The organism is Paucibacter sp. M5-1, assembly GCF_027498415.2.
Classification (GTDB): Bacteria; Pseudomonadota; Gammaproteobacteria; order Burkholderiales; family Burkholderiaceae_C; genus Roseateles_E.
Window position 1 is genome coordinate 4,724,854 of record NZ_JAPZLM020000001.1, and the last position, 22,419, is coordinate 4,747,272.

Genomic DNA, 22,419 nt, shown 5'->3' on the forward strand with positions numbered 1-22,419 from the left:
TTTCCTATGACCGCACCTCTTCTTGAAGTCCGCCATCTGCGGGTCGAGTTCCCGACCCGGCGCGGCACCTTGCTGGCGCTGGACGACATCAATTTCGACATCGCGCCCGGCGAGATTCTCGGCGTGGTCGGCGAGTCCGGCGCCGGCAAATCGCTGACCGGCGCCTCCATCATCGGCCTGCTCGATCCTCCGGGGCGCATCGCCTCCGGCGAGATCCTGCTGGAGGGCCGGCGCATCGACAACCTGCCCTATGACGAGATGCGCAAGATCCGCGGCCGCCAGATCGGCGCGATCTTCCAGGATCCGCTGACCTCGCTGAACCCGCTTTACACGGTCGGCCAGCAGCTGACCGAGACCATCACCACCCATCTGAACCTCAGCGAAAGCCAGGCGCGCAAGCGGGCGATCGAGCTGCTGGAGCAGACCGGGATCCCGGCCGCCGCGCAGCGCATCGACCAGTACCCGCACCAGTTCTCCGGCGGCATGCGCCAGCGCGTCGTGATCGCGCTGGCCCTGGCGGCCGAGCCCAAGCTGATCGTGGCCGACGAGCCGACCACGGCGCTCGATGTCTCGATCCAGGCGCAGATCATTTCGCTGCTCAAGCGCATCTGCAAGGAGCAGGGCGCGGCCGTGATGCTGGTGACGCACGATATGGGCGTGATTGCCGAGACCTGCGACCGCGTCGCGGTGATGTATGCGGGTCGGGTCGCCGAGATCGGCCCGGTCCACGATGTGATCCACAAGCCGGCGCATCCCTACACGGCCGGCCTGATGGGCTCGATCCCGGCGATGGACGAGGACCGCGAGCGCCTGCTGCAGATCGACGGCTCGATGCCGCGCCTGAACTCCATCCCCAATGGCTGCGCCTACAACCCGCGCTGCCCCAAAGTCTTCGGCCGTTGCCGTACCGAGCGCCCCGAACTGCTGGCCACAGGCGCGACCCGCGCCTCGTGCTGGCTGCATGCTGCCGAGAAGGAAACCGTTGTATGAGCCGCCCGCTGGTTGAAGTCCAGGACCTCGCCAAGATCTTCGATGTCTCGCAGCCCTGGTTGAACCGCGTCGTTGAACGCAAGCCCAGGCAATTCGTGCATGCCGTTGACGGTGTCAGCTTCAGCATCCAGAAGGGCAAGACCCTGGCCCTGGTCGGTGAGTCCGGCTGCGGCAAGAGCACGGTGGCACGCTTGCTGGTGGGTCTCTACAAGCCGACCCGCGGCAAGGTCAGCGTGGACGGCATCGATACCGCCCAGACCCTGGCAGGCTCCGGTGCCCAGGCCCTGCGCCGGCGCATGCAGATGATTTTCCAGGATCCCTATGCCTCGCTGAATCCGCGCTGGAAGGTGCAGGACATCATCGGCGAGCCGCTGCGCGAGCACGGCCTGATCAGCGAGGCCGAGGAGTTGAAGGCGCGCGTCGGCGAGTTGCTGCAGTCGGTGGGCCTGACGCCCAGCGACCGCGAGAAGTTCCCGCACCAGTTCTCCGGCGGTCAGCGTCAGCGCATCTCGATCGCCCGCGCGCTGGCCACCCAGCCCGAGTTCCTGGTCTGCGATGAGCCGACCTCGGCGCTGGATGTCTCGGTGCAGGCCCAAGTGCTGAACATCATGAAGGACTTGCAGCGCGAGCGCGGCCTGACCTATCTGTTCATCTCGCACAACCTCGCGGTGGTGCGCCATGTCTCGGACCAGGTCGGCGTGATGTATCTGGGCCGCCTGGTCGAGGTGGCCGACAAGGCCGATCTGTTCGGCCGCCCGCGCCATCCCTACACCCGCATGCTGCTGGATGCGATTCCCGACATCCATATGAGCGGGCGCGCCCGCACGCCGGTGCAGGGCGAGGTGCCAAACCCGCTGAGCCCGCCCAGCGGCTGCAGCTTCCATCCGCGCTGCCCGCATGCGAACGAGCGCTGCAAGGCCGAGCGCCCGCCGTTACAGGACTTTCAGGGCATCAAGGTGGCCTGCCACGCGGTGGAGGAAGGCCGAATCTAATGGCCTTGCGGGACAGACCGCTCGAGCGAAGCGAGTAGCTCTGTCCCCAACAAGCTAAGGGCTTGCGGGGGCGGATGCCGCCTGTTTGGGGGCGGGCAGGGTTAGCGGGCCTTTTTGCCCACAGGCCGTCAGCAGCAGGGTGATCAGCAGCAGGCCTACACTTGCGTTTGTCTTTTTCATTCCGCGAGTTTATCGGTCATGACCGCCCCTGTTGCCACTCCGCTTGACGATGCCGACTACCACGCCAAGACTCGGGCCGTACTGGACGGCGTCGAGGCCACCGTCGATGCCTGGCTGGAGCAGGACGTGATCGATATCGACAGCCACCGCACCGGTGGTTTGCTGGAGCTGAGCTTCCCGAACGGCAGCAAGATCGTGCTGAACACCCAGCCGCCGCTGCAGGAGCTGTGGCTGGCGGCGCGCGCCGGCGGCTATCACTTCCGCTATGTCGACGGCCGCTGGCTGGAGCGCGAGGGCCAGGAGTTCCATGCCCTGCTGTCACGCCTGGCCAGCGCCCAGGCCGGCCAGGCGCTGAGCTTCAGCGCTTGAACAGATCGAGAATGCTTTTCTTCTCGTCCTCGCTGGCCGACTGAGGCAGGTGGCCCTCGTCGCTGCTGAGTTCACGTACCGCATTGCCGCCGGTGAACTCGTCGTAGTACCACTCGCCGTTCAGATTGACGACCCCTTCGGGGGCGCTGTACTCGGACACCGGGACATTGCGCAACGCGTACTGCATGTACTCGATCCAGACCGGCAGTGACAGGCCGCCGCCGGTTTCGCGGCTGCCCAGCTTGCGTGGCTGGTCGTAGCCTATCCAGACCACGGCTACGACCTCGCGCTGGTAGCCGGCGAACCAGGCGTCCATCGAGTCATTGGTGGTGCCGGTCTTGCCATAGAGATCAGGGCGCTTGAGCTGGGCCTGAGCCTTGGCGGCGGTGCCGCTGCGCGTCACCTCCTGCAGCAGACTGTTCATCAGGAAGGCATTGCGCGGCTCGATCACCTGCGGGCTATCCTCGGCCTTGGGCGTTGGCGCCTCATAAAGCACGCGCCCCTGGCTATCGGTCAGTTTCGCAATCAGACGCGGCGTCAGCAGATGGCCGCCATTGGCGAACACGCCATAGGCCTGCGCCATCTGCATCGGCGTCACCGAGCCGGCGCCCAGCGCCATCGTCAGATAGGCGGGATGCTTGTCGGCCTCGAAGCCGAAGCGGGTCAGCCAGGCCTGGGCCTCGTGCACGCCGACCGACTGCAGCACACGGATCGACACCATGTTCTTGGACCGCGCCAGCGCCCGGCGCAAGGGCATCGGACCTTCGAAGGTGCCGTCGTAATTCTTCGGCTCCCAGGGCTGGCTGCCGGTATTGGCGGCGCTGAAGAACAGCGGTGCGTCATTGACCACGGTGCTGGGCGTCAAACCTTTTTCGAGCGCGGCCGAATAGATGAAGGGCTTGAAGCTGGAGCCGGGCTGGCGCCAGGCCTGGGTCGCGTGGTTGAACTTGTTCTTGGCGTAGTCGAAGCCACCGACCATCGCGCGCACATTGCCGCTGCGTGGATCCATCGCGATGAAAGCCCCCTCGACCTCGGGCAGCTGGGTGATGGTCCATTCCTCCTTGGCCCCGTCCTTGCCGGTCTTGACGGTCTTCAGCACCCGGATGATGGCGCCGCGGCGGATGCGGGTCTTGGGATTGCCTTGCTCGGCCAGACCCGAGGTGGCAGGCTTCAGGCCTTCGCCGACGACGGTGATCGGGTCACCGCTTTGCAGGGCTGCGACGACTTTCTTCGGACCGGCTTCCAGCACCACGGCGGGCAGCAATTCGTCGTTGGCCGGGTGGTCGGCCAGCGCCTCGGCAATGCGGGTGTCCAGGTCCTTGGGGTCGGCTGGCAGGTCGACATAGTCCTCCGGGCCGCGATAGACCTGGCGGCGCTCGTAGTCCATGATGCCGCGGCGCAGGGCCCGATAGGCAGCGTTCTGCTCGTCGGCGCGAACGGTCAGGTGCACGTTCAGGCCGCGGCTGTAGGCCTCGTCGCCGTACTGGCTGAAGATCAGCTGGCGGGCCGCCTCGGCGACATACTCGGCGTGGGTGGTGCTCTCGCTCATCTGTGGCCGGTAGCGCAGGCGCTCGGCCTTGGCCGCGTGGTGCTGCTCCTCGTTGATGAAGCCGTTGTCCAGCATGCGGTCGATGATGTATTGCTGGCGCAAGGTGGCGCGGCGCGGATTGCTTATCGGGTTGTAGGCCGAGGGCGCCTTGGGCAGGCCGGCCAGCATGGCCGCCTCGGCGATCGTGATGTCCTTCAAGGGCTTGCCGAAGTAGACCTCGCTGGCGGCTGCGAAGCCGTAGGCGCGATGGCCGAGGAAGATCTGGTTCATATAGATCTCCAGGATCTTGTCCTTGGGCAGGGCGCTCTCGATCTTCAGCGCCAGCAGGATCTCGTAGATCTTGCGTGTCAGCGTCTTCTCGGTGGACAGATAGAAGTTGCGCGCCAGCTGCATCGTGATCGTCGAGGCGCCCTGGCTGCGCGACTCGCTGACATTGGCCAGACCGGCTCGCAGCACGCCCAGGTAGTCGACGCCGCCGTGCTGATAGAAGCGTGCGTCCTCGATCGCCAACACCGCGTCCTGCATCACCTTGGGGATCTGGCCCACCGGCAGATAGTTGCGCCGCTCCTCGCCGAACTCGCCCAGCAGCGCGCCCTCGGCCGACAGCACGCGCAGCGGCAGCTTGGGACGGTAGTCGGTCAGGCCGCTGATGTCGGGCAGATTGGGATAGGCCATGGCCAGTCCCAGGGCCAGCAGCAGCAGCACGCCGGCGCAGCCGGCCAGCAGCAGGCCAGCCAGCCAGGCGAGGCTGCGGCCGGCGAAGAGCAGGACTGGGTGACTGGGTGTTAGGGGTGCGGACTCGGGTGACTGACCCCGCGTGGTCTTGTTCTTGGCGTCGCTCATGGGCCTCCGGATGGCGTCGGCCGATTATAGGAAGAGGCTTGCCCGGCTAGCCGCGTCTGCCCTGTCGTCACATCCAGACACCACCGGCCGGAAACAGGGTCTTATTCGAGGCTTTTGGGGGTGCAAGAGGCGTGTATGTTTCGCAACGTGGTGTTACGGGCTGTGGCGGCAAAACCATGGGCTGTCATAGGCTTTGCTGCTAGCATTCAAGTAACTTATTAATAGTGCCGCGCTCCTAAAGCGTGTTGGGGCTCAAATTGGGGGAATAAGCGTCATGGGATTACTTGACGTACTGCTGGGTCGCAAGCATCCGCCCATGATTGGCCTGGATATCAGTTCATCCAGTGTCAAGCTGGTAGAGCTGGGTCAGAACGCCAGCGGCGAAATGGTGCTGGAGCGATTTGCCACCGAATCTTTCGAGAAGGGCTGGATCACCGACGGCCAGATCGAGAAATTCGACGAGGTGGCCGACGCCGTCCGCCGTGTCGTGGCTCGCAGCGGCACCCGCACCCGTGATGCCGTGCTGGCGATGCCGCAGTCGGCGGTCATCACCAAGAAAATCATGCTGCCCGCCGGCCTGCGCGACGAAGAGCTTGAAATCCAGGTCGAGGCCGAGGCCAATCAATACATTCCATTCTCGCTCGATGAAGTGAGTCTGGATTTCTGCGTGATCGGGCCCAGCCCGACCTCGGTCGGGGATGTCGAGGTCTTGATCGCGGCCTCGCGCAAGGACCGGGTGCAAGATAGACAGGGCCTGGCCGAGGCGGCGGGTTTGCGGCCGGTGATTCTGGATATCGAATCGCATGCCTCGCGCATGGCGATGGGGCGGCTGATTACCAATCTGCCCAATGCCGGCAAAGATGCGCTGGTGGCTTTGTTCGAGATCGGTGCCGACACGACCAGCCTGAAGGTGCTGCGCGATGACGAGATGCTGTATGACCGCGACCAGGCTTTTGGTGGCTCCCAGCTGACGCAGCTGATTTCTCGCCAGTATGGCTTTTCCTTCGAGGAGGCCGAGCAGAAGAAACTCTCCAACGAGTTGCCCGAGGATTTCGAGACGGTGGTGCTGAATCCTTTTGTCGACAGCCTGTCGCAGGAAATCGGCCGCGCGCTGCAGTATTTCTTCACCAGCACGCCGCACCACAAGGTCCACTATGTGATGCTGGCAGGCGGCACCGCGACGCTGGCCGGGCTCAAGGAACGCGTCACCGAGCTGACGGGTTTTGCCTGCATGGTGGTGAATCCGTTTGAGAACATGGGCTTGGGATCGGCGGTACGCGAGCCCAAGCTGCGCCGCGAGGCTCCCGCCTATCTGACGGCCTGCGGTTTGGCGATGCGGAGGTTCTTCCAGTGATTCTGATCAACCTGCTGCCTTACCGGGAAGAGAAGCGCAAGCGTCGCAAGAATGCCTTCTTTGTCGGCGTTGGTTTCTCGGCCTTGCTGGGTACCGGTCTGGTGGCCGCGACCTGGGCCTTGTTGCTGCATCTGACCGACGAGCAGCAATCACGCAACCAGTATCTGGGCTCGCAGATCAGTTTGCTGGAGGCGCAGATCAAGGACATCGCCAATCTGCGTGCCGAGATCGAGGCCTTGAAATCGCGCCAGCGCGCTGTCGAGGATTTGCAGACCGACCGCAATACGCCGGTGCATCTGCTCAATGAGCTCGCCCGCCATACGCCCGAGGGGATATACCTGACTAGCATCCGGCAGACCGACAAGGTGGTGACCGTGAACGGCATTGCCCAGACCAATGAGCGAGTGTCGGAGTTTCTGCGCAATGCGTCGCGGGGCTCGGAATGGCTGGACAAGCCGGAACTCGTTGAGATCAAGTTGGCGAATCTGAGTGCCAATACCCGTGATCAGAAGCGCCTGTTCGAGTTTTCGCTGCGCGTGAGCATCAAGACGCCGTCGGCCGAGGCGGCGGCAGGAGCGGCCAGCGCGGTGGCGCCCAACAGGAGCTGAGCAGAGTCATGGTGACCAAGCGACCTTCCGTCGATATCAATGCCTGGTTCGAGGGCGTGGCCGAGCAGTTCCGTGGCCTCAATCCAAACGAGCCCGGTCAATGGCCTTTGCTGCCTAAGCTGGCGGCTTTCTTCGTCGTGGTTCTGGCTGTGATTGCGCTAGGTTGGTTTCTGGTGCTGGCCGATGTGCAGGCCGCACTCGATGCCGAGCGCGAAAAAGAACCCAATCTGAAGCAGGAGTACAGCAGCAAGCTGGCCCAGGCCGTCAATCTGCCGGAGTTGCGTAAGCAGAAAAGCCAGGTCGAGGAGTATGTGACCCAGCTCGAGAAGCAGTTGCCCGGCAAGGCCGAGATGGATGCCTTGCTGTCCGATATCAACCAGGCCGGCCTGGGACGTGGGCTGCAGTTCGAGCTGTTCCGCCCCGGTCAGATCCTGGTCAAGGACTATTACGCCGAGTTGCCGATTGCCTTGCGCGTGTCTGGCCGCTACCACGACGTGGGTTCGTTTGCCGCTGACGTGTCCAATCTGTCGCGCATCGTCACCCTGCACAACCTCAGCGTGGTCGCCCCGACTGGCAAGGATCTGGGTGGGGCGCTGAGCATGGAGGCCACCGCGCGCACCTACCGGTATCTGGATGCCGGCGAAGTGGCCGAACAGAAGAAAGCAGCGGCCAGCAAGAAGGCTGCGGGAGCCCAAAAGTGATGCACTGCGGCAAGCGCCAGTGGCGCGCTCTGGCAATGCTGAGCCTGGCCCTGTTGGGCGGCTGCGCGGCCGATCTGGACGAGTTGCAACAATGGATGGAGCAGGAGCGCAAGTCCGCCCGCGCCACCATCACGCCGCTGGTGCCGCCGAAGAAATTCCTGCCGCAACCCTATGAGGCGCAGGCCGGCGTCGATCCCTTCAGCACGCAAAAACTCAGTGTGGCCCTCAAGCAGGAGGCGGCCCAGCCCAGCTCCCTGCTGGCCGCCGAGATGAACCGCCGGCGCGAACCGTTGGAGGCTTATCCGCTGGACAGCATGTCCATGGTCGGCAGCCTGACCCGGCAGAGCCGTCGCTATGCCTTGCTGCGGGTCGACAACCTGCTGCACCAGGTCAAGGGCGGCGACTATCTGGGGCAGAACTTCGGCCGGGTGATGCAGATCAGCGAAACCGAGATTACCTTGCGAGAAGTCGTCCAAGACGCTGCGGGCGAATGGATTGAACGCACCAGTACCCTCCAGCTGCAGGAGACGGGACGATGAAGAATTTTCAGGAGACCATCAGGATGAGCCTCTGGCGCCATATAGCGGGACCTCTGGCTTTGGCCTTCGGCGCATGTGTTCTTGTGCCGGCGCAGGCCTGGGCCCAGAACGCGATACGCTCGATCAACAGCGTGCAGCAAGCGGGCGTGGAGGTGGTGCGTATCGAACTCACCCAGCCGCTGACCGAAGTGCCCAAGGGCTTCACGGTGCAGACGCCACCGCGCATCGCGATCGATCTGCCGGGCATCAGCAATGCGATGGGGCGCAATCTGGTCGAGATCAATCAGGGCAATCTGCGTTCGGCCAATGTGGCCCAGGCCGGTGACCGGACCCGGTTGGTGCTGAATCTGCGCCAGCCCTCCGGCTACCGCGCCGAGATCCAGGACAGCGCGCTGGTAATCGTGCTGGACAGCGCACCCGGGATCGTGGCCGCGCCGAGCGGCAGCGCCGAGCCGGTGCATTTTGCGCAAAGCCTCAACAGCTCGCCGCAGACCCTGCAGGACATCGACTTCCGCCGCAGCGCCGATGGCACCGGCCGTGTGATCGTCAACCTTCCGAGCAATCAGGTCGGTGTGGACATCCAGCAGCAGGGTCAGAATCTGGTGGTCGAGTTCCTGCGCGCGAATCTGCCTGACCGGCTGCGTCGCAAGCTCGATGTTGCCGATTTCGGCAGCCCGGTGCAAACCATCTCGACGACCCAGAATGGCGACCGGGTGCGCATGCTGGTCGAGCCCAAGGGCAACTGGGAACACAGTGCCTACCAGAGCGACAACCAGTTCGTGCTGGAGGTGCGGCCGGTCAAGGTCGACCCCAACAAGCTGACGACCGGCCCTGGCTATGCGGGCGACAAGTTGTCGCTGAACTTCCAGAACATCGAAGTGCGGGCCCTGCTGCAGGTGATCGCCGACTTCACCAACTTCAATGTGGTGACCAGCGACACCGTGACCGGCAATGTGACCCTGCGCCTGAAGGATGTGCCCTGGGATCAGGCGCTGGACATCATCATGCAGGCCAAGGGCCTGGGGCTGCGCAAGTCCGGCAATGTCTTGTGGATTGCGCCCAAGGATGAGTTGGCGGCCAAAGAGAAGCTGGATCTGGAAACCAAGGCCCAGATCGCGCAGCTGGAGCCGACCCGCACGCAGGCCATCCAACTGAACTACACCAAGGCCGAGGAAGTGGCCAAGGGGCTGAGCGGCCAGACGGCCGGTCAGGGCGGCGGTGGCGGCGGCGGTGGCAGCAACAACACCCGCATCCTGTCGCCGCGCGGCAGCGTGATCTACGAGACCCGCACCAACCAGCTCTTCGTCTCAGACATTCCGTCCAAGCTGGAGGAGATCCTGGCGATGATCGCCAAGATCGACGTCCCGGTGCGTCAGGTCTTGATCGAGGCTCGCATCGTCGAGGCCGACGACAAGTTCGGTCGCTCGCTGGGCGTCAAGCTGGGCTCGCAGGACTTGCGTGGCCTGCAGGGCGGCATCCCGGGCTATAACGTCGGCGGCAGCAACTATGTGACCATAGGCGGCAACTCGCTGGCCGTCGGCGCGCAGACCAACCAGGGCGTGGCGCAGAACTACGCCAACAGCAACTTCGTCAACCTGCCGGCCAATGTCTCGTCGGACAGCTTCGGCGGCGCCACTGCGGCGACCTTTGCACTGTCACTGTTCAGCGCCTCGGCCAACCGCTTCCTGAATCTGGAGTTGTCAGCGCTGGAAGCCGATGGCAAGGGCAAGATCGTCTCGAGCCCTCGTGTCGTGACGGCTGACCAAGTGCGGGCGCTGATCGAGCAAGGTGAAGAACTGCCTTACCAGGTGGCCACCGCCAGTGGCGCCACCTCGATCCAGTTCCGCAAGGCCAATCTGAAGCTGGAAGTGACACCGCAGATCACGCCCGAGGGCAATGTGATCCTCAATGTGGACGTTAACAAGGACAGCCGCGGCACCTTGACGCCACAGGGCTATGCGATCAACACCAAGCATGTGCAGACGCAGGTGCTGGTCGAGAACGGCGGCACCGTGGTGATCGGCGGCATCTTTACGTTGGATGAGCGCGAGGACATTTCTCAAGTGCCGCTGCTGGGTGATGTGCCGGTGCTGGGGCATCTGTTCCGCAACAAGTCGCGGACATCGAGCAAGACGGAACTGCTGATTTTCTTGACGCCCAAGGTTGTGAATGATCGGGTGACCGTGCGTTGAGCCATCCGCACAGACATACATAGGGAGAAGACCGTGCTCTCGGAGCAGAGCGCGGTGCATAAGGAGTGATCGAATGATGAGTTTCAAATTACCGAAGACGAGCGTGTGGCGCTATGCCGTGGTGCTCGGTCTGACGGCGCTGCTGGGCGCATGTGGTGGTGGTGGTGGTGCTTCCGGAGACCCAGTAGTGGGCGGTGGTGATGGGACTGCTCCTCCCGCAGCGTCGAAGGTCGCAGATCTCGCTTTGCAACTGACTCCTGACACGGTCGCCAACGATGGTAGTCAGCAGGCGACACTGACGGTGACCTCGCTGGATGCCTCTCGCAACGCAACGGGCGGCGTACCCGTGAGCCTGCAGGTGGTCGATCCTTCAAACACGGCCTTCATGAAAGGCGCCCCAGCCACAACCGACGCGACGACCGGACAGCTTACGGCCCAGGTTGATCTTGGAGGCGGTAAAGGCAATCGCAGCATCACGTTGAAAGCAGTTAGCGGTACGATTGAAAAGAGCGTGACTTTGAATGTCGTCGACGCGGTCGTGGTCGTTCCCGAAGCCAATGACATGTCGATAGTGCTGAGCCGTACCAATGTCACGAATACTGGGACAGACCCGGTGGAGGTGACTGTGACGGCCGTCGACTCTGCACGAAACGCAGTGTCAGGTCTGCCCGTAAGGTTTGTGGCTGACGACAAGGGCGCGGTTATCGTTGTGGGTAATGCAACGACCGATGTCAACGGCCAGGCCAAAGCCTCGGTGCGGATTGGCGCCGACCGTACCAACCGCACGATCAAGGTCACGGCCAATATTGGTGCCCTGTCCCGCGAAGCCAGCTTTATCGTTACCGGTTCCCGGCTGACGGCGACCCTGCTGCCGGCAACCCTGACGACCGGTTCTCCAGGTCAGGTGGAATACACCTTGACGGATTCGGGATCGAACCCGATGGCGGGTGTCGACATCACTGTGTCGGGCCCTGGCGCCTCGAGTGGCGCAGGCAAAACCGATGCGCTCGGCAAGTATCTCTACTCCTATACCGCTGCCGGAACTGGGCCGACGGTGATCAGGGCAGAAGCGCCCGGTGGTGTTCGCCTGGAGAGCACGGTGCAGATTGATGCCAGCGTCTCCGATGTGCCGGCGGGAACAGCGATTGCCTCGGCCACGTTCACAGCCTCACCGGTGGTGGTCAATGTCAACCAGGTCGGCAGCACTGCCAACCGTTCGGAGTTGCGCCTGCTGTTCCGTAGTGACAAGAACGAGCCTGTGCCGAATGTTCGTGTGCGGCTTGGCTTTGGTGCCAATGTCTCGGGCACCGATGGGGACATCAGTTCGGGCAAGGACAAGGTGATCGTGGCCGATGCCAATGGCGTGGCAGTTTCCAGTTTTATTGCTGGTCGCCGCTCCAGCCCGACCGAGCAACTGAAGATCTACGCATGCTTCGGCAAGACGGATTCGGTCGAGCAGATAGCCGCTTGCCCGGTGGAGAGATTGCGTACGGTATCGCTGACTGTGGTCGAGGAGGCGGTATCGGTCTCCATCGGTTCCAACAATCTGGTGATCGTCAACCAGAACACGTACGCGCATGACTTCACCGTGCTGGTTGTTGATTCGGCCGGTAACCCGCGGCCCGATGCCCAGCTGGCGGCTGTGCTGGATCTGCCGACCTATCGAAAGGGTTTCTGGAGCCGCGTCGGCTCCAACTGGATCAAGACCGAGCTTGCCACCTGTATCAACGAAGACAATGCGGTCGGTGTCGGCTATCGGAATGGCACGATAGAGACTGGCGAAGACGTCAACGGCAGCGGTCAGCTTGATCCGCGCAAGTCGGATGTGTCGATCAGCTTTGTCGGCTCGACGAGGACCAATGCCGCTGGCATGGCGACTTTGCGAATCGAGTATGCGCAGAGCTTTGGCTCTTGGGTTGAGTTCTCGATCCGGGTCAGTGCCTCCGGTGTCGTGAGCCCGCCCGCCTGGACCGGCCGGTTGGCCGCGGAAGGCGACACGGTGGGGACGCTCAAGGGCACGGCGCGGCTGCTGATCGTGCCCGCCGACATCCTGACGCAAGACGGTGCCCCGCCTTTCGTGGTCAGTCCTTATGGCACGACCGGCAACTGCGCCAGCCCGAACTGAATGGGCGAACTGTCTTGCCTTTTGTAGTCGCTCTTGTCGGCATGCCCGGCGGTGGCAAGTCCACCGTCGGCCGCCAACTGGCGCGGCAATTGGGCGTGGCTTGTGTGGACTCCGATGCAGAGATCGAGACTCGCCTGGGTCAGAGCATCCGCAGTTTCTTCGACCAGCAAGGCGAAGAGAAGTTCAGGGATGTCGAGTCCGAGGTGATTGCGGACTTGCTGTGCAGCCCGCAAGACATGGTGCTGGCCACCGGCGGGGGGGCGGTGCTGCGCGAGGCCAATCGAGAGGTCTTGCATCGACGGGCAACGGTGGTTTACCTCCGCTCCTCCCCCGAAGAACTCTTTCGCCGCCTGCGCCACGACACGCAGCGCCCGCTGCTGCAGGTCAAGGACCCGTTGAAAAAGCTGCGCGAGCTCTATGCCCAGCGTGATCCGCTGTACCGACGCACGGCGCATTTCGTGCTGGAGACGGGGCGGCCGTCGGTGCATGCCTTGGTCAATATGATACTGATGCAGCTGGAACTGGCCGGGCTGGTGGATCCGGCTCGGGTGGCGGCGACGGTGGGCGCGGAGCGTTGCTGAACAACGGCGCTGCGATGCACCCGTACACTCACTGCCCATGAGTAGTGATCGCTGTTCCCCCTCAACGGTTTCCATCGCGCTGGCCGAGCGCAGCTACGACATCCTGATCGGCCCGCAGCTGCTGGATGATCCCGCTACCTGGCAAGGCCTGCCGCGCGCGGCGGCGGCCCTGATCGTCAGCAACGAGACGGTGGCGCCGCTCTATCTGGAGCGCCTGCGCAGCCGGCTGCAGGCCCACTACGCAAGGGTCGATGAGGTGGTCCTGCCGGACGGCGAGCAGTACAAGGACTGGGCGACGATGAATCAGATCGTCGACCACCTGTTGAGTAGCGCCTCGGATCGCAAGACCGTGTTGTTCGCGCTGGGCGGCGGCGTGGTCGGCGATATGACCGGCTTTGCGGCCGCCATCTATATGCGCGGTGTGCCTTTTGTGCAGGTGCCCACCACCTTGCTGGCCCAGGTCGATTCCTCGGTCGGCGGCAAAACCGCGATCAACCATCCACTGGGCAAGAACATGCTCGGCGCCTTCTACCAGCCCGCCCGGGTGATTGCGGACTTGGACACGCTGGACACGCTGCCGCCGCGGGAGCTGGCTGCGGGGCTGGCGGAAGTCATCAAATACGGGCCTATTGCCGACGCCGACTTCCTCGACTGGATCGAGGCCAATCTGGGCGCGCTGCTGGCGCGCGACAAGGCGGCGCTGGCTTATGCGGTCAAGCGCAGCTGCGAGATCAAGGCCTGGGTCGTCGGCCAGGACGAACGCGAGCAGGGCCTGCGCGCCATCCTGAACTTCGGCCACACCTTTGGTCATGCGATCGAGACCGGCCTGGGCTACGGCGAATGGCTGCATGGCGAGGGCGTCGGCTGCGGCATGGTGCTGGCCAGCGATCTGTCGGTGCGATTGGGCCTGATGCCGCCGGAGTTTCTGACCCGCATGTGCCGCCTCATCGCGGCGGCCGGCCTGCCGGTGCGGGCGCCGCGCCTGGGTGTCGATCGCTATCTCGAACTGATGCGGGTGGACAAAAAAAGCGAGGGTGGCGAGATCCGCTTTGTGCTGATCGAGGGGCTGGGCAAGGCCGGCATGCGCGGGGCACCGGATGCGCTGGTGGCCGAGGTGCTTGAAGCCAACGCCGCCGACTGAACAATCAATCCCGCCACGATGCCGCTCGCCCGCTACGCCTGTGATCCTCTGAGCAGCCGTGGCCGGCGTTTCGCCGAGCCGCCGGCCCCGACGCGCAGCGAGTACCAGCGCGACCGAGACCGCATCGTGCACAGCACCGCGTTCCGGCGCCTGGTCTACAAGACCCAGGTCTTCCTGAACCACGAGGGCGATCTGTTCCGCACCCGGCTGACGCATTCGCTGGAGGTGGCGCAACTGGGCCGCTCGATCGCCCGCACCTTGCGGCTGGATGAGGATCTGGTCGAGGCGATCGCGCTGGCCCACGATCTGGGCCACACGCCTTTCGGCCATGCGGGCCAGGACGTGCTGGACGAGTGCATGCGCTCGCATGGCGGTTTTGAACACAATCTGCAGAGCTTGCGCGTGGTCGACCAGCTGGAGCAGCGCTACCCGGCCTTCGACGGGCTCAACCTGAGCTTCGAGACCCGCGAGGGCATTCTGAAGCACTGCAGCAAGCGCAATGCGCAGTTGCTGGAGGCGGCCGAGCCGGGTGGGGTGGCGGCGCGCTTTCTCTGCGGCCAGCAGCCCGGCCTCGAAGCTCAGCTCTGCAATCTGGCCGACGAGGTGGCCTACAACGCCCACGACATCGATGACGGGGTGCGCTCCGGGCTGATCGAGCTGGAGCAACTCGAAGAGGTCTCGCTGGTGCAGCGCTATCTGCGCCAGGCGTTGGCCGAGTTTCCGCATCTCAAGGGAAAACGGCTGCTGTTCGAAACCATACGCCGCATGCTGTCGGAGCAGGTCTACGACATCATCAAGGCCAGTCAGGCCGCCTTGGATGCGGTGGCGCCAGCCGACGTCGACGCCGTCCGCGCGCAGGCGCCGCTGCTGTGCTTCAGCCCCGAGATGCGCGCCGCCAGCACCGAGCTCAAGCGCTTTCTCTTTGCCAAGCTCTACCGCCACCCGCAGGTGCAGGACACGCGGCTGCGCGCCGAACAGGTGCTGCGAGAGCTGTTCGAGATCTACATCAACGACAGCCGCCAGCTGCCCGCCGAGTACACGCAGACCGAGGATGCGCACCGCGCCTGCGCCGACTACATCGCCGGGATGACCGACCGCTTTGCACTGCGCGAGCACCAGCGCCTGACCGGCAAGCAGCTGTTCTGATCTTCCCCTTCATAATGGGGTCAGGTTCAATTAAAGCCCGATCCCATGGCCCGACTTCCCCGCCTGGTGCTACCCGGCCAGCCCCACCACATCATTCAGCGCGGCAACAACCGCCAGGCCATCTTCGTCGATGACCAGGACCGGCAACACTTCCTCGCCACCTTGCGGGAGTGTGCGCTAACCCATCAGGTCGCCATCCATGCCTATGTGCTGATGGACAACCATGTGCACTTGCTCGCCACACCACAGCACCTGGATGGCCTGAGCCGCATGATGCAGTCGCTGGGGCGGCGCTATGTAGGCTGGTTCAACCATCGTCATGGCCGCAGCGGCACCTTGTGGGAAGGGCGCTTCCGGGCGGCGCTGATCGAGGGCGAGCGTCATCTGCTGGCCTGTGCGCGCTATATCGAACTGAATCCGCTGCGGGCCGGCATGGCGGTGGATGCTGGCGCCTACCCCTGGTCCAGCTGCGCCCACCATCTGGGGCGCCGGCGCGATCCTTTGGTCACCGAACATCCGATGTACTGGGCGCTGGGCAACACGCCTTTCGAGCGCGAGGCGGCCTACCGCGAACTGCTGGAGCAGGGCCTCAGCGCCGAGGAGGTCGGGGCACTGACGGCCTCGGCCCTGAAGGGCTGGCCGCTCGGCTCGGCAAGTTTCTTGCAAGGGCTTGCCGCACAGGTCGACCGCCCGATGGCGCCTCGCAGCCGGGGGCGCCCGCGCAAGCGTGTCGGTGACTCTGTCCCCAATTAATCGGCGCAGCCTGATTCAATGGGTTTTAAATTGAGTCTGACCCCATTTAATCGGACTTGATGGTTTTGCTGCGGCGCAGTACGCTTCGCGCCATTGCTGATAGCGTGGAGAGAGCCATGACCAAGGCCACAGAGTTGCAACAAGCCGAAATCCAAGACCTGACCGAACATGGCTTGTATCGCCCGTCGAACGAAAAGGATGCCTGCGGCCTCGGATTCGTCGCTCACATCAAGGGGCTGAAGGCCCACTCCATCGTTCAGCAAGGTCTTAAGATCCTCGAAAACCTGGACCATCGCGGTGCTGTCGGCGCCGACAAGCTGATGGGCGATGGCGCCGGCATCCTGATCCAGATCCCGGACGACTACTACCGCGCCGAGATGGCCCAGCAGGGCATCACCTTGCCGCCCCCGGGCGAGTACGGCGTCGGCATGGTGTTCCTGCCCAAGGAGCATGCCTCGCGTCTGGCCTGCGAGCAGGAGTTGGCCCGCGCGATCAAGGCCGAGGGTCAGGTCTTGCTGGGCTGGCGCGATGTGCCGGTGAACCGCGAGATGCCGATGTCGCCGACGGTGCGCGAGAAGGAACCCATCATCCGGCAGATCTTCATCGGCCGCGGCACCGATGTGATCGTGCCCGACGCGCTGGAGCGCAAGCTCTATGTGATCCGCAAGACCGCCTCGAGCGCGATCCAGGCGCTGAAGCTGACCCACAGCCGCGAGTACTACGTGCCCAGCATGAGCTGCCGCACCGTGATCTACAAGGGCCTGCTGCTGGCCGACCAGGTGGGCAGCTATTACAAGGACCTGGCCGACCCACGCGTGGTCTCGGCCATCGCGCTGGTGCACCAGCGCTTCTCGACCAACACCTTCCCCGAGTGGCCGCTGGCCCACCCGTATCGCATGGTCGCGCACAACGGCGAGATCAACACGGTCAAGGGCAACTTCAACTGGATGCGGGCCCGCGAGGGCGTGATGAAGTCGCCGGTGCTGGGCGAGGACCTGAAGAAGCTCTACCCGATCAGCTTCGAGCACCAGTCCGACACCGCCACCTTCGACAACGCGATCGAGCTGCTGACGATGAGCGGTTATCCGCTGGCGCATGCGGCGATGATGATGATCCCGGAAGCCTGGGAACAGCACGAGCTGATGGACCCGCGCCGCCGCGCCTTCTACGAGTACCACGCCGCGATGATGGAGCCCTGGGACGGCCCGGCCGCGATGGTCTTCACCGACGGCCGCCAGGTCTGCGCCGCACTGGACCGCAATGGCCTGCGCCCCGCCCGCTACTGGGTCACCGATGACGATCTGGTCATCCTCGCCTCCGAGTCCGGCGTGCTGCCGATTGCCGAGGGCAAGGTGGTCAAGAAGTGGCGTCTGCAGCCGGGCAAGATGTTCCTGATCGACCTGGAGCAGGGCCGCATCGTCGATGACGAGGAGCTGAAGAACCAGTACGCCAACGCGCGGCCCTACCGCCAGTGGATCGACAACGTCCGCGTCAAGCTCGACGACATCGAAGTGACCGAGGTCAAGCCCGTGGTCTTCGAGACGCCGCTGCTGGAGCGCCAACAGGCTTTCGGTTTCACGCAGGAAGACATCAAGTTCCTGATGGCGCCTATGGCCACCAATGGCGAAGAGGGCATCGGCTCGATGGGCAATGACTCGCCGCTGGCGGTGCTGTCGAGCAAGAACAAGCCGCTGTACAACTACTTCAAGCAGCTTTTCGCCCAGGTCACGAACCCGCCGATCGACCCGATCCGCGAGAACATCGTGATGAGCCTGAACAGCTTTGTCGGCCCCAAGCCCAATCTGTTGGACATCAATGCGGTGAACCCGCCGATGCGGCTGGAAGTGACCCAGCCCATCCTGGACTTCAAGGACATGGCGCGCCTGCGCGGCATCGAGTCGCACACCAACGGCAAGTTCAAGTCCTACGAGCTGGACATCACCTACCCGCTGGCCTGGGGTCATGAAGGTGTCGAGGCCCAGCTGGCCTCGCTGTGCGCTTCAGCCCAGGACGCGATCCGCAGCGGCCACAACATCCTGATCATCTCGGACCGGCACCTGAGCGCCAGCCGTGTCGCCATCCCCGCGCTGCTGGCCCTGTCCGCCGTGCACCACCATCTGGTGCGCGAAGGCCTGCGCACGACCGCCGGCCTGGTGGTCGAAACCGGCACGGCCCGCGAGGTCCATCACTTCGCCGTGCTGGCCGGTTTCGGGGCCGAGGCCGTCCACCCCTATCTGGCGCTGGAAACGCTCAGCAGCATGCATGCCGAGCTGCCCGGCAATCTGAGCGCCGACAAGGCCATCTACAACTACATCAAGGCGGTCGGCAAGGGTCTGTCGAAGATCATGTCCAAGATGGGCATCTCGACCTATATGTCCTACTGCGGTGCGCAGATCTTCGAGGCCATCGGCCTGAAGAAGGACTTCGTCGAGAAGTACTTCCGCGGCACCGCCACCCAGGTCGGCGGCATCGGCGTGTTCGAGGTGGCCGAGGAATCGATCCGCCTGCACAAGGCCGCTTTCGGCGACGACCCGGTGCTGGAAACCATGCTGGACGCCGGTGGCGAGTACGCCTGGCGCGCCCGCGGTGAAGAGCATATGTGGACGCCCGACGCGATCGCCAAGCTGCAGCACAGCGCGCGCTCCGGCAAGTTCGAGACCTACAAGGAATACGCGCAGCTGATCAATGACCAGAGCAAGCGCCACATGACCCTGCGCGGCCTGTTCGAGTTCAAGATCGACCCGAGCAAGGCGATCCCGCTGGACGAGGTGGAGCCCGCAGCCGAGATCGTCAAGCGCTTCGCCACCGGTGCGATGTCGCTGGGCTCGATCAGCACCGAGGCCCATGCGACCCTGGCCGTCGCGATGAACCGCATCGGCGGCAAGAGCAATACCGGCGAGGGCGGCGAAGATCCGGCCCGCTACCGCAATGAGCTCAAGGGCATCAAGATCACGGCCGGCACCAAGGTCAGCGATGTGATCGGCAACAAGGTCATCGCGGTCGACTACGAGTTGAAGGAAGGCGACAGCCTGCGCTCCAAGATCAAGCAGGTCGCGTCCGGCCGCTTCGGTGTCACGACCGAGTACCTGGTCAGCGCCGACCAGATCCAGATCAAGATGGCCCAAGGTGCCAAGCCCGGCGAAGGCGGCCAACTGCCCGGCGGCAAGGTGACCGACTACATCGGCATGCTGCGCTACTCGGTGCCCGGCGTCGGCCTGATCTCGCCGCCGCCGCACCATGACATCTATTCGATCGAGGATCTGGCCCAGCTGATCCACGATCTGAAGAACGTCAACCCGCGCGCCGATGTGTCGGTCAAGCTGGTCTCCGAAGTCGGTGTCGGCACGATCGCGACCGGCGTGGCCAAGGCCAAGGCCGACCACATCGTGATCGCCGGCCATGACGGCGGCACCGGCGCCTCGCCCTGGAGCTCGATCAAGCATTGCGGCACGCCCTGGGAGCTGGGCCTGGCCGAGGCGCAGCAGACCCTGGTGCTGAACCGCCTGCGCGGTCGCGTGCGCGTGCAGGCCGATGGCCAGATGAAGACCGGCCGCGATGTCGTGATCGGTGCGCTCTTGGGCGCCGACGAGTTCGGCTTCGCGACCGCGCCGCTGGTGGCCGAGGGCTGCATCATGATGCGCAAATGCCATCTGAACACCTGCCCGGTCGGTGTGGCTACGCAGGACCCGCTGCTGCGCGCCAAGTTCACCGGCAAGCCCGAGCATGTCGTCAACTATTTCTTCTTCGTCGCCGAGGAAGCGCGCCAGATCATGGCCCAGCTGGGTCTGCGCAAGTTCGACGAGCTGATCGGCCGCAGCGACCTGCTGGACACCAAGAAGGGCATCACGCACTGGAAGGCCAAGGGCCTGGACTTTGCCCGCGTGTTCCACCGCCCGGTCATGCCGCCCGAGGTGGCCCGCATCCACAACGACACGCAGGACCACGGCCTGGATCACGCGCTGGACGTCAAGCTGATCGAAAAGTGCCTGCCCGCCTTTGAGCGCGGCGAGAAGGTGCAGTTCATGCAGCAGGTCAGCAATGTGCGCCGCACCGTTGGCGCGATGCTGTCCGGCGAGCTGATCCGCCGCAAGCCCGAGGGCCTGCCGGACCAGACCATCTTCATCCAGATGGAGGGTACCGGCGGCCAGAGCTTCGGCGCCTTCCTGGCGCAGGGCATCACCTTCTATCTGATCGGTGACGCCAACGACTACACCGGCAAGGGTCTGTCCGGCGGCCGCGTTGTCGTGCGCCCCAGCATCGACTTCCGCGGCGACGCCACCAAAAACATCATCGTCGGCAACACCGTGCTGTATGGCGCGACCCGCGGCGAGGCCTTTTTCCGCGGCGTGGCCGGCGAGCGCTTCGCGGTGCGGCTGTCGGGCGCCTCGGCGGTGGTCGAGGGCACGGGCGACCATGGCTGCGAGTACATGACCGGCGGCACCGTCGTCGTGCTCGGCAAGACCGGCCGCAATTTCGCGGCCGGCATGAGCGGCGGCATTGCCTATGTCTATGACGAGGATGGCCAGTTCGCCGGCCGCTGCAACCCGGCCATGGTGGCGCTGGACAAGGTGCTGCCGGCCGCCGAGCAGGAAGCCACACTGGAGCGCGCGGTCTGGCACCACCTGGCCGGGGCCGAGCAGCAGACCGACGAGGCCATCCTGAAGAAGATGATCGAGGATCACCACCGCTGGACCGGCAGCCAGCGCGCCCGCGACATCCTGGACCACTGGGCCGCATCGCGCGCCAAGTTCGTCAAGGTCTTCCCGCACGAGTACCGCCGTGCGCTGGGCGAGATCCATGCAGCCAAGGAGGCTGCCGACACCATTGCTCATGCCAAGGCGCCTGCCTCGGCCGCCAAGGTTTAAGAGAGAAAGCAAGTCATGGGAAAAGTCACCGGCTTTATGGAGTACGAGCGTCTGGAAGAGGGCTATGAGCCCGTCGCCACGCGCGTGAAGGGCTACAAGGAATTCGTCATCGGCCTGAATGCCGACCAGGCCAAGATCCAGAGCGCGCGCTGCATGGACTGCGGCACGCCCTTCTGCAACAGCGGCTGCCCGGTCAACAACATCATTCCGGACTTCAATGATCTGGTGTATCGCGGCGATTGGAAAAACGCCATCACCGTGCTGCACTCGACCAACAACTTCCCGGAGTTCACCGGCCGCATCTGCCCCGCGCCCTGCGAGGCGGCCTGCACATTGAACGTCAACGACGATGCGGTGGGCATCAAGTCCATCGAGCACGCCATCATCGACCGCGCCTGGGAAGAGGACTGGGTCAAGCCCCAGCCGCCCAAGACCCGGACCGGCAAGACCGTGGCCGTGGTCGGCTCCGGCCCGGCCGGTCTGGCGGCGGCTCAGCAGCTGGCACGCGCCGGCCATGCGGTGACGGTGTTCGAGAAGAACGACCGCGTCGGCGGCCTGCTGCGCTACGGCATCCCCGACTTCAAGATGGAGAAGTCCCACATCGACCGCCGCGTCAAGCAGATGGAGGCCGAGGGTGTGGTGTTCCGCACCGGCGTGCTGGTGGCCGAGCTGCCGGCCGACAGCAAGATCACCAACTGGGCCAAGGAAAGCATCAGCCCGGACGAGCTGAAGAGCCAGTTCGATGCGGTGCTGCTGGCCGGCGGCGCCGAGACCTCGCGCGATCTGCCGGTGCCGGGCCGCGAGCTGGCGGGCATCCATTACGCGATGGAATTCCTGCCGCAGCAGAACAAGGTCAATGCCGGCGACAAGCTCAAGGGCCAGATCCGTGCTGACGGCAAGCATGTGATCGTGATCGGTGGCGGCGACACCGGCAGCGATTGCGTGGGCACGAGCAACCGCCACGGCGCCAAGAGCGTCACCCAGTTCGAACTGATGCCCCAGCCCCCCGAGGTCGAGGACCGCCCGCTGACCTGGCCTTACTGGCCGATCAAGCTGCGCACCTCGTCCAGCCACGAAGAAGGCTGCGAGCGCGAGTTCGCGATCGCCACCAAGGAGTTCCTGGGCGAGAAGGGCAAGGTCACCGGCGTCAAAACGGTGCGCGTCGAGTGGCAGGGCGGCAAGATGGTCGAGGTGGCCGGCTCCGAGCAGGTGCTGAAGGCCGATCTGGTTTTCCTGGCGATGGGTTTCGTCGCCCCGGTCGCGACCGTGCTGGACGCCTTCGGCGTGTCCAAGGACAACCGCGGCAACGCCAAGGCCACCGTTGATTTCACCGGCGGCTACCAGACCAATGTGCCCAAGGTCTTTGCTGCCGGCGATATGCGCCGCGGCCAGAGCCTGGTCGTCTGGGCCATTCGCGAAGGCCGCCAGGCGGCGCGGGCGGTGGATGAGTTCCTGATGGGGGAGAGTGAGTTGCCGCGCTGAGCAGCGGCC

The 22,419-nt window shown here is 64.3% G+C and carries 17 protein-coding genes; 15 read left to right on the forward strand and 2 right to left on the reverse strand.

Annotated features, from left to right (window positions below):
• Positions 1-6: 6 nt before the first annotated feature.
• Both O5M90_RS22495 and O5M90_RS22500 read left to right on the forward strand, forming a co-directional pair.
• Positions 7-990: an ABC transporter ATP-binding protein gene (locus O5M90_RS22495; protein ID WP_269837997.1), complete on the forward strand. Its 984-nt coding sequence runs from the start codon at positions 7-9 to the stop codon at positions 988-990.
• The gene (locus tag O5M90_RS22500; protein WP_137941492.1) at positions 987-1,982 is read left to right on the forward strand and encodes an ABC transporter ATP-binding protein; all 996 of its coding nucleotides are present in this window, start codon (positions 987-989) and stop codon (positions 1,980-1,982) included. Before O5M90_RS22495 ends, O5M90_RS22500 begins: the two co-directional genes overlap by 4 nt.
• Positions 1,983-2,036: 54 nt before the next feature.
• On the opposite strand, the gene lptM is transcribed toward O5M90_RS22500, so the two are convergent.
• The gene (gene lptM, locus O5M90_RS22505; RefSeq protein WP_137941493.1) at positions 2,037-2,162 is read right to left on the reverse strand and encodes an LPS translocon maturation chaperone LptM; all 126 of its coding nucleotides are present in this window, start codon (positions 2,160-2,162) and stop codon (positions 2,037-2,039) included.
• A gap of 18 nt (positions 2,163-2,180) precedes the next feature.
• Between lptM and cyaY the strand changes: the two genes are divergently transcribed.
• A complete protein-coding gene (cyaY, locus tag O5M90_RS22510; protein WP_137941494.1) occupies positions 2,181-2,531 on the forward strand; it encodes an iron donor protein CyaY in 351 nt (116 codons plus the stop codon).
• Here the strand turns inward: cyaY and O5M90_RS22515 are convergent.
• Positions 2,521-4,923 (reverse strand): penicillin-binding protein 1A, encoded by a 2,403-nt coding sequence (locus tag O5M90_RS22515; RefSeq protein ID WP_269837996.1) that lies wholly within the window; start codon positions 4,921-4,923, stop codon positions 2,521-2,523. The genes cyaY and O5M90_RS22515 overlap by 11 nt on opposite strands.
• Positions 4,924-5,197: 274 nt before the next feature.
• On the opposite strand from O5M90_RS22515, the gene O5M90_RS22520 reads away from it, so the two are divergent.
• From O5M90_RS22520 to O5M90_RS22575, 12 genes are all read left to right on the forward strand, one after another.
• Positions 5,198-6,277 (forward strand): pilus assembly protein PilM, encoded by a 1,080-nt coding sequence (locus O5M90_RS22520; RefSeq protein WP_137941496.1) that lies wholly within the window; start codon positions 5,198-5,200, stop codon positions 6,275-6,277.
• Complete coding sequence (locus tag O5M90_RS22525; RefSeq protein ID WP_269837995.1) at positions 6,274-6,885, forward strand: PilN domain-containing protein; 612 nt, start codon at positions 6,274-6,276, stop codon at positions 6,883-6,885. The genes O5M90_RS22520 and O5M90_RS22525 overlap by 4 nt, the downstream gene beginning before the upstream one ends.
• An 8-nt stretch (positions 6,886-6,893) precedes the next feature.
• Entirely contained in the window at positions 6,894-7,586 is a 693-nt protein-coding gene (locus O5M90_RS22530) for a type 4a pilus biogenesis protein PilO (protein WP_262971301.1), read from the forward strand.
• Positions 7,586-8,125 (forward strand): pilus assembly protein PilP, encoded by a 540-nt coding sequence (locus tag O5M90_RS22535; RefSeq protein ID WP_262971300.1) that lies wholly within the window; start codon positions 7,586-7,588, stop codon positions 8,123-8,125. Before O5M90_RS22530 ends, O5M90_RS22535 begins: the two co-directional genes overlap by 1 nt.
• Entirely contained in the window at positions 8,122-10,317 is a 2,196-nt protein-coding gene (gene pilQ / locus O5M90_RS22540) for a type IV pilus secretin PilQ (protein WP_440402350.1), read from the forward strand. Before O5M90_RS22535 ends, pilQ begins: the two co-directional genes overlap by 4 nt.
• A 73-nt stretch (positions 10,318-10,390) precedes the next feature.
• The gene (locus O5M90_RS22545; protein ID WP_269837994.1) at positions 10,391-12,442 is read left to right on the forward strand and encodes an Ig-like domain-containing protein; all 2,052 of its coding nucleotides are present in this window, start codon (positions 10,391-10,393) and stop codon (positions 12,440-12,442) included.
• Between the two features lie 41 nt (positions 12,443-12,483).
• A complete protein-coding gene (locus tag O5M90_RS22550) occupies positions 12,484-13,023 on the forward strand; it encodes a shikimate kinase (protein WP_171018145.1) in 540 nt (179 codons plus the stop codon).
• A 37-nt stretch (positions 13,024-13,060) separates the two neighbouring features.
• Positions 13,061-14,164, forward strand: coding sequence for a 3-dehydroquinate synthase (gene aroB, locus O5M90_RS22555; protein WP_269837992.1), 1,104 nt, complete (start codon positions 13,061-13,063; stop codon positions 14,162-14,164).
• Between the two features lie 18 nt (positions 14,165-14,182).
• Entirely contained in the window at positions 14,183-15,310 is a 1,128-nt protein-coding gene (locus tag O5M90_RS22560) for a deoxyguanosinetriphosphate triphosphohydrolase (RefSeq protein WP_269837991.1), read from the forward strand.
• A 45-nt stretch (positions 15,311-15,355) separates the two neighbouring features.
• Complete coding sequence (locus O5M90_RS22565; protein ID WP_269837990.1) at positions 15,356-16,063, forward strand: REP-associated tyrosine transposase; 708 nt, start codon at positions 15,356-15,358, stop codon at positions 16,061-16,063.
• A gap of 116 nt (positions 16,064-16,179) precedes the next feature.
• Complete coding sequence (locus O5M90_RS22570; protein WP_262971295.1) at positions 16,180-20,928, forward strand: glutamate synthase-related protein; 4,749 nt, start codon at positions 16,180-16,182, stop codon at positions 20,926-20,928.
• 15 nt (positions 20,929-20,943) lie between these two features.
• On the forward strand, positions 20,944-22,410 hold the full coding sequence (locus O5M90_RS22575) for a glutamate synthase subunit beta (protein WP_137941507.1): 1,467 nt from the start codon (positions 20,944-20,946) through the stop codon (positions 22,408-22,410).
• The last annotated feature ends 9 nt before the right edge of the window (positions 22,411-22,419 follow it).